The organism is Corynebacterium sp. MSK032, from assembly GCF_030232065.1.
Taxonomy (GTDB): Bacteria; Actinomycetota; Actinomycetes; order Mycobacteriales; family Mycobacteriaceae; genus Corynebacterium; species Corynebacterium jeikeium_D.
In genome coordinates this window covers 78,304-86,719 of record NZ_JASPJR010000013.1, presented here as the reverse complement: position 1 = coordinate 86,719, position 8,416 = coordinate 78,304, and the positions used below count along the sequence as shown (strand labels likewise).

Annotated in this window: 7 protein-coding genes and 1 tRNA gene; 1 reads left to right on the top strand and 7 read right to left on the bottom strand. The window is 62.3% G+C overall.

Features of this window, described 5'->3' with window-relative positions; translation table 11 throughout:
• Positions 1-149 precede the first annotated feature (149 nt).
• A tRNA-Tyr gene (locus QP995_RS08625) sits at positions 150-231 on the bottom strand.
• Between the two features lie 180 nt (positions 232-411).
• Complete coding sequence (locus QP995_RS08620) at positions 412-1,467, bottom strand: polyprenyl synthetase family protein (RefSeq protein WP_070438072.1); 1,056 nt, start codon at positions 1,465-1,467, stop codon at positions 412-414.
• 118 nt (positions 1,468-1,585) lie between these two features.
• On the opposite strand from QP995_RS08620, the gene QP995_RS08615 reads away from it, so the two are divergent.
• Positions 1,586-2,938: a geranylgeranyl reductase family protein gene (locus tag QP995_RS08615; RefSeq protein WP_168163232.1), complete on the top strand. Its 1,353-nt coding sequence runs from the start codon at positions 1,586-1,588 to the stop codon at positions 2,936-2,938.
• A 51-nt stretch (positions 2,939-2,989) separates the two neighbouring features.
• On the opposite strand, the gene QP995_RS08610 is transcribed toward QP995_RS08615, so the two are convergent.
• The 5 genes from QP995_RS08610 to QP995_RS08590 all read right to left on the bottom strand — a co-directional run bounded on the left by QP995_RS08610 (position 2,990) and on the right by QP995_RS08590 (position 8,406).
• Complete coding sequence (locus QP995_RS08610; RefSeq protein WP_042388380.1) at positions 2,990-3,682, bottom strand: demethylmenaquinone methyltransferase; 693 nt, start codon at positions 3,680-3,682, stop codon at positions 2,990-2,992.
• 10 nt (positions 3,683-3,692) lie between these two features.
• Positions 3,693-4,901 carry a glycosyltransferase family 4 protein gene (locus QP995_RS08605; protein WP_016422034.1) on the bottom strand — a complete coding sequence of 403 codons (1,209 nt, stop codon included), beginning with the start codon at positions 4,899-4,901 and terminating at the stop codon, positions 3,693-3,695.
• Positions 4,902-4,905: 4 nt separating this feature from the next.
• Positions 4,906-5,397, bottom strand: a complete 492-nt coding sequence (locus QP995_RS08600; RefSeq protein ID WP_049172339.1) for a DUF3592 domain-containing protein — start codon at positions 5,395-5,397, stop codon at positions 4,906-4,908.
• Between the two features lie 67 nt (positions 5,398-5,464).
• Positions 5,465-7,279 carry a 2-succinyl-5-enolpyruvyl-6-hydroxy-3-cyclohexene-1-carboxylic-acid synthase gene (menD, locus tag QP995_RS08595; protein ID WP_502869799.1) on the bottom strand — a complete coding sequence of 605 codons (1,815 nt, stop codon included), beginning with the start codon at positions 7,277-7,279 and terminating at the stop codon, positions 5,465-5,467.
• A 101-nt stretch (positions 7,280-7,380) separates the two neighbouring features.
• Positions 7,381-8,406: an o-succinylbenzoate synthase gene (locus tag QP995_RS08590; RefSeq protein ID WP_284853109.1), complete on the bottom strand. Its 1,026-nt coding sequence runs from the start codon at positions 8,404-8,406 to the stop codon at positions 7,381-7,383.
• Between the last annotated feature and the right edge of the window lie 10 nt (positions 8,407-8,416).

Below are 8,416 nucleotides of genomic sequence, written 5' to 3'. Positions count from 1 at the left end.
CAACCTCGGCATCCAAAAAGGCTGGATCAAATAACCGCAACACGCCCGGAAAAGACACACTTTTCTTTACTTAACCCTAACCCCCGCATCCCCATCAACGGGCCCTACAAAAAAATCACCGCGAGAAAGTTCTCGCGGTGATTTCACTGTGCCAGATGATGGATTCGAACCAACGAAGGCAATGCCGACGGATTTACAATCCGCTCCCTTTGGCCGCTCGGGCAATCTGGCGTGCACTCTTAAACGGTGCGAATGGAATGCTACCCACTACTCTGTCATTTACACAAATCGGCAGGTCGAGAGGATATTTCCCTACCTGGATTCACCCCTCAGCAGAACTCACCCCAGAGCAGAGCTCACCTCAGAGCAGTGCTCGCCCCTAGGCCCATCTCGCCGATGGAGCTCAATCCACTACCCCACGCGCTCCACGGTGTAGCGAGCAACGTGACGCAGGGACTCCTTGGCCGCACAGTCAGGAAGGTCAGCGATGACGCGGTCGGACTCATCCAGCAGTTCATTGACCTTCTCCATCGCGCGAGCCACACCGTTGGTCTGAGCCAGGAGCTCGAGGGCCTCGTCGACAAGCGCGTCGTCGGAAACTGGGCCGACAAGAATCTCGCGGAGGCGGTCAGCGGCTGGGGTGTCCTCCTGCAGCGCGTAGAGAACCGGCAGCGTGAAGACGCCCTCGCGCAAGTCAGTGCCCGGAGTCTTGCCGGACTGATCGGTATTGGAGGAGATGTCGATGATGTCGTCGACAATCTGGAAAACGATACCGATTAGTTCGCCATAGCGGCGCAGTGCGTTGGAAATCTCGGCGGACGCACCGGCGTGATAGGCGCCGAGATAACCGGCCGATGCGATGAGCACACCGGTCTTTTCGGCAATGACCTTCAGGTAGCGCTCGATGCGCTCTTCAATCGGCAGGTCCAAGTCGTTGAGGCACTCGCGCATCTGACCTGTGACAAGAACACCGAAGGTCTCAGCGAAGTGAGCCACGCTCTCGGAGCCGAGCTCTGCCAGCAGGCGGGACGCAGCAGCGAAGAGGTAGTCACCGGCCAGAATGGCGACGGTGTTGTCCCAGCGCGAGTTTGCGGAGGGCACGCCGCGGCGCTTATCCGCTTCATCCATGACGTCGTCGTGGTAGAGCGTCGCCAGGTGCGTCAGCTCCAGCACCGTCGCGGCGGTGATGACCTTATCGCACTCCGGGTTCTCACCGAACTGCGCGGCCAGCATGGTAAACATCGGGCGGAAGCGCTTACCACCAGCGTGAGCTAGGTGGGAAACCCGCTCGACTAGGAAGTCCTCGCCGCGCCCCAGCTCGGTAATCAGGAGGTCCTCGCTCTTGCGCATTCCCTCGGTGATTGTTGCTTCCAGCGCCTCATCAACGAAGTGAGAACTAGTGGCGGTGTGCTCACCAGTGCCCTGAGCACTTCCGGAACTAAGCCCGGAGTAGTCTCCAGTACGCATTCGAGACCTGCCTAACTGACGATAAAAGATAAGAAACTGCTAAATAAACTACCTTACGAGCATAGTGGCTAGCAGACCAGTTCCCATATTTGTTTCAACGTCGTTATACGCTGGGGCAATGACCTCAAGCCCGATTTCGCGAGTTTCCCCCACGTTCGACGGCACCGTCGCTCTACCCAGCAGCACTGACGTGCTCATTGTTGGCGCAGGCCCCACCGGCTCCGCAGCCGCAATTCACGCCGCCCGCGCCGGTTTTTCGGTCACTGTGGTCGACTCCCAGCGCTTCCCGCGCGACAAAACTTGTGGCGACGGGCTCACTCCTCGTGCCATCGCTGAGCTACGTCGTCTAGGGCTTGACGACGAGCTCCTGCGCCGCAACCGCAACCGCGGACTCAAGCTGCACGGCTTCGGCGGCTCCATCACCGCACCTTGGCCAGATGATGCCTCCGGCACTTTTCCCGCTGTCGGATCCGCGATGTCGCGAGTTGAGCTCGACACTTTCTTGCTCAATGCCGCCGCTGATGCCGGTGCGCAGGTCTTTGATGGAGTCGCAGCGCGGAAGGTGGTTCTCGGAGCGCTGAACACTGGCGGCACGCGGGGGCACGGCGTGCGCGCGGTGGAGCTTTCCGACCACGAGGGCAAGCCACACACCATCTCGGCCCGCTGGTTGCTCGTGGCCGATGGGGTCCGCAGTACCGTCGGCAAGCAGCTGGGGCGTGCGTGGCATCGAGACAGCGTCTTTGGCGTGGCCGCACGGTCGTATGTCAGCTTCGACAGCGCAGACGTAGCGGATGACTGGATTCACTCGCACCTGGAACTGCGCGACTCCGAAGGGCATACGCACCCGGGCTATGGCTGGATTTTCCCGCTGGGCGAGGGCCGGGCGAATGTGGGGTGTGGGGCGCTGGCGACGTCGGCACGCCCGGCGCGCACGAATGTGAAGAAGTTGCTGCGTGAGTACCACGGACAGGTGCGCGATCAGTGGCAGATGAGCGAGCCGGAGCACGTGACGTCGGCGCTGCTGCCGATGGGCGGTGCTGTATCGAATGTGGCGGGGCCGAACTGGGCGTTGCTCGGTGATGCTGCGTGCTTAGTCAACCCGCTCAACGGTGAGGGCATTGACTACGGCATGGAGTCGGCGCGACTGGCAGTGGAGCTGATTAGCTCGATTGGTGCGGGCCGCGATGGGCTGACGCACTCCTGGCCCGCCCTCCTTCGCGAGCACTACGGCACCGGCTTCTCGCTGGCTCGCAAGTTGGCGCTGACGCTGACGTACCCGAGCTTCCTTCCCACGGTCGGCCCGTTGACCATCGGCGCCCCGTGGGGAAGCCAGCTCATGGGTGTTGCCGCACGCCTGATGGGAAACCTGGTCACGGAACACGACCGCGACGTAGTGGCGCGACTCTGGCGCGCTTCGGGGAGGACAGCGCTGGCCTCCGATAAGTGGTTCGGGCGCCAGCCCTGGCAGTAGGAATCGCTTTACGACGGGCCCTGCGACAGGGCTTTGCTGCGGGCTAGCGAGCTACTGTGCGGGCTTGGTTGCCGAGTGCAGCGCTGCGATACCGAAGGTGAGATTCTGCCAACCGGCATCCTCCCAGCCAGAGGCATTGATGTCGCGGGCAAGCTGCGGCTGGTTTGGCCAGGCGCGAATCGACTCCGCCAAGTACACGTAGGCCTCCGGGTTCGAGGAGACGACCTTGGCGATCTGCGGCAGTGCCCGCATCAGGTATTCCTTGTAGAAGGTGCTGAACACCGGCATCACGGGGGTGGAGAACTCGCAGACTGTTAGCTGGCCTCCGGGCTTGGTCACGCGAGCTAGCTCAGCGAGGCCCGCCTTGTAGTCCACGATGTTGCGCAGACCGAAGCTGATGGTCACCGCGTCGAAGGTGTTGTCCGGGAATGGCAGCTTCATGCCGTCACCGCAGACCTTGGGAACATCGCGGTGTGCACCGGCCTTGAGCATGCCTCGGGAGAAATCACAGGCAACGACGTATGCGCCAGACTTTGCCAACTCCACTGATGAAACAGCCGTACCGGCGGCCAGGTCGAGGACTTTCTGGCCAGGCTGCAGGTTCAGGCGCTTTGCCGTGCGCACGCGCCAGTAGTGGTCAATGCCACCGGTGAGCACGGTATTAGTGATGTCGTAATTCTTCCCCACGCCATCGAACATCGAGGCGACTTCGCTGGGATTTTTCGTTAAATCAGCCCTAGACACGATGTCCAGATTACGCGACCGACTTCTGACGCGTAGCAGCACCTGCATGGGAGGCATCAATCGCATCTGCTGCGACCTTGCTTGACGTCTCGGCCGCGGAAACCCCAGAAACCTCCTCGTAGTGGCGAACCAGGTCTGCACACAGTGCTTCCCAGGTGCGCTCGGTCACGGTGTCGCGGCAGCGGTTGCGCAGCTGCTTACGTGCCAGCTCATCGTCAACGAGCAGCAGCTTGTCGACCGCCTCAGCCAAATCGCGGGTGAAAGTCTTGGGTTCCAGCAGGTAGCCGTTGACGTCGTTGGTAATCAGGTCGCGCGGGCCGCCTGCGTTCGGAGCGATGGCCGGCACACCGGAGGCGTGGGCTTCCTGTACCGCCTGGCAGAAGGTTTCAAAGTCACCGGTGTGGACGAACACGTCCAGACTGGCGAATGCCGCTGCCAACTTATCGCCGGTGAGCTGTCCGGTAAAGACGGCATTCGGCATCTGCTTCTGCAGCTTCTGCAGCTCCGGGCCATTGCCGACAATGACCACCTGGATATCATCGCGGCCGTTCAGCGCTGCCAGCCGCTCCACAGACTTCTCCGCCGCGAGCCTGCCGACATAACCAACAATCGGCTTGCCCTCCGGGCTCCACTGCTTCCTGAGCTCTTCACTACGCTTTGTCGGAGTAAAGCGAACCGCATCAACACCGCGGCCCCAGCGGTAGACATCACGAATCTTGTGATCCTGCAGGTCCTCAATAGTCGGCGAGGACGGCGCCAGCGTTCGGGCGCAGGAGTTGTGAATCACGCGCGTCCACAACCACGCGGCCGTGGAGAGCCCCGCCAACTTGTAGTTCTTGGCAAAACCCGCAACGTCCGTCTGATAGATGGCCACAGCCGGGATGCCCAGTGCCTTGGCAGTCAGCGCGCCCGCACCACCGAGCACAAATGGCGAAGCCAAGTGGACAACATCCGGCTTAAACTGCGTCAGCGCCGACGCTACCCGACGGTTCGGCACACCAATCGGTAGCGAATCAATCAACGGCACCATCACAGTGGGCACACGCTCAATGCGGTAGTCGCAGTAGAACTCTGCCTCTTCCTGCCAGTCCCGAGCACCCGGCGCAATCACCAGCGCCTCGTGTCCTTCACGGCGTAAGTGTTCCAACACCCGCAGCACGGAGTTTGTCACTCCATTGATGTTGGGCAAGAAGCTTTCAGCAATGATGGCAACGCGCATGGTGCTAGTTTTCCATCTCGTCGGAAAGCGAAAGTGACCCTCTGTTTACCTTTTGGGGATCTCTTTGTAAACGACGGGTTGCGCGCAACGACGACCACCACAACGGCGCGACGACGAGAAATGTAACCACAGCGATACTGGTCGCCGGGAGAAGTGACAGCGTCCATGTGCGCCCGGCGACGCGGACGACATTGGGATCAGTGCGGTCGTATTCGACGCGGACGCGCTGCCCCTCTTCCAGACCAACGGGATAGAGCAAACCGGTTGGTGGCGACTGAAAATCGCCATTCTCGTCGACGAAATCAACCGTGGTGCGAAGGAGCTCGACCGAGCGCACATTGGCTACGGACTGCCCCATGTTCGACTCGATATTGCGGTCATTAATGAAGCAGCCAACCACCATGGCCAGACACGACAGCAACAGGCAAATCATCACAAAGAGCAGTACCTGACGAAGGAAGCGCGGCCAATTGGCCAGGGCAGTTTTCCACTGCATGGCGGTCGCGACCTCCTATTTTTCTGTCCCTGATTGTTTCCAGCTCTGATTGGATGCTGCCGGCCGGCTAGTGCTTGTCCAGCACCCCAATCTCCGCATTGTATGCCAGCTTGTGGTGCAACTGCCGACGCGTCGCACGTGTGGTCGCCACCTCGATGACGCGGATGCCGTCGACATCGGTATCCGGGTGCAGCTGCGCGAGCAGATCTGGGAGGCGGTCGACACGCACGTGCTCGACTCCGTAAGCCTGGCAGATGCCCTCAAAGTCCACGTCCTGCGGCGTGCCGAAGATGCGCTCGAAGCTTCCCCGCAGAGCCGGGCTGCCCGCCTCCAGCGTCTCGAAGATACCGCCACCGGCATCGTTGGCCACCACGATGGTGAGGTTTTCCGGCCTCGGCTCCAGCGGCCCAATCGCCAACGCTGCGGAGTCGTGCTGGAAAGTCAGGTCCCCCATCAGCGCAATCGTGCGCGGTGGTCGGATTTCGTCGGCATACTCGCGGTCGGATGCCAGCGCAATACCGATTGCTGTCGCCACCGTGCCGTCGATACCCGCAGCACCCCGTCCCGCATACGTGCTCACCCCAGGGAAAGGCAGGCCCGTGTACGACGCATCGCGCACCGGGTTCGACGCACCCAGCACCACATTGTCACCCGTGCGCAGGCTGTCCGTCAGCGCTGCCGCCACATGGAATCCGGTCAGCGGCTCCTCCGCCTCGATCGACTCGGCGAGCGTCTTCCGCACGGACTTCACCGCCAACTCACTGGCTGCCTCACAGATTTTCGTCCACTGCGGGTCCTGCTCCCCCACAGTCTGCACATGCTTTACGACGGCCCTTGCGTTCGCCGTCACATCCGGGAACTCCACCCCATAGCCGTGGTTTTCCGCATCCGAGACGACCGTCAGCTCGATGTCCGGATTGGCCAGCAGCTTCGAGATACCTCGGTGCAGCGTCGGCCGCCCTACCAACACAATCTGCTCCGGCGGAATCTGCGCGAAAGTACCCGCCGCAAGCGGGTGAACCGGGTACGCCGGCGCATACGCATTCGGCTCCGCGATAGTTGGCAGATCCTCCAGCTCTGGCAGATGTGGGGCATTCGAACCCGCAATCACGAGTGTGCGGCGGCTGATGTCAATTGTGGCTGTGCTAGCCGCGTTGGCCGGGCCGGTTACGATGGCGGCCGCGCCGACGTTGTTGCTGTTGGTAGGCGCAATCGTGGTCCAGGGGCCGCCGTCGGCGCGGCCCTCGGGGATGTCGGCGACGGAGTCGTCGTCAGGCACGAGCGGTTCGACAAAACGGACGTTAAGGTGGCCGGCGCCGGATGCCATGGCGGCGACAACGCGATCGATGCGGGCGCGGATCTGCGCGGCGGTGGCCTTCGTGACCTGGTCGGTGCCGTCCAGATCGAACTCGACAACGGAGGCATCAGCGAACAGGCGATCCTGGACGATGGTCTGGTTCGCGCCAGTGCCTCGATAATGCGCGGGGCGGTCGGCGGTCAGTGCCAGCAGCGGAATGCCCGACGCGGTGGCTTCCACCATGGCGGGCACGAGGTTCGCCACTGCTGTGCCGGACGTTGTAATTACCGGGGTCACCTTGCGGGTGCGCGAGGCCAGGCCGAGGGCGAGGAAGGCGGCGGAGCGTTCATCGATACGTACGTGGAGGCGAACCTTCGCCGCGTCGGCGGCCTGGACCAGAGCGCGGGCGAGCGGGGCGGACCGGGAACCCGGGCACACCACGGCATCGACCATGCCGAGACGCAGCAGCTCATCGACGATGAGGCCCGCTACCACTGCGGATGGGGCTTGTGTGGACTGGACGGCGTGAGTGGTTTCGACCGCGCCGGTGTCCGGGTCTTGAGAGGTGTCCTGGTTATTGTTCACACTCAATAGGCTACTTGCCGGGAGTTACTGACTAGGTTTATGTCAGTTTGGAAGCCGTTTTTCGGGCTCAAAGTGTCATAAACCTAGTCACTTTCTTGGCGTTATAGATGGGCATACGCCGCGCGGAGGCGGTCGAACCACCAATCGCGGCGGGATCCCGACGCAGCGAGCTCAGCCAGGCGGGAAAGGTCGGGCGCGGGGTTGGTGACGGGCAAACGGCCATCGATGAGCGGCCGGGGCTCGATGACGTCCTCAATAAACAGCGACGACGTGGCCAAACCCGCTGCGTTTGGCACCGGTTGCAGCTCGGTCACAGGCAGGGCCGCCGCCGTGAACAAACCGGCGGCCATGCCAACACCTGTATCCAAGGCACTGGCGACGGTCACCTTCATCTCCAGCTCCTCGGCCAACCGAAGCAAACGGCGTGGCCCGCCGAGCGGCGCGACCTTCATTACGCCCACGTCAGCCGCCTGTTCGCGCGCAACCAAATACGGATCCTCAGCTTTGCGGATCGACTCATCGGCAGCAATCGGGCAAAACTCCCCCACTGCGTCGCGGACCGCGCGGAGCTCGGCGACAGTCGCAACAGGCTGCTCCATGTACTCCAGCGGACCCAACTCATGAGCGGCACGGATGGCCTGCTCCACCGACCAGCCACGATTCGCATCCACCCGCACCACAGGTTCATAGCCATAGGCTTCAGCCACCGCGGTACGGACGGCCGCTACGCGCTCGATGTCGTCGTTAAGCGATTGGCCACTCTCTGCGACCTTGACCTTGAACGTGCGGCACCCGGGGTAGCGCCCCACGACCTCCGGCACCTGCTCGGGCGCGACGGCGGGGATGGTGGCGTTGACCTCGACAAACTCGCGCTTCGGGGTGGGTAGGCCGACGTAGGCGCATTCGATAGCCGAACGCAACCATGCGGAAGCCTCCCGAGCCTCGTACTCCAGGAAGGGAGCGAACTCGCCCCAGGTAACGGGGCCGTCGATGAGAAGTGCTTCGCGGGTGGTGACGCCACGGAACTTCACAGCCATGGGCAGAGCCACGACGTGGGCGCGGTCGAGGATGTCGTCGATCGATGGAAGCGGGACGTTAGGCGCAGCGGACACAGACATACCCCTCATGCTAGAGACC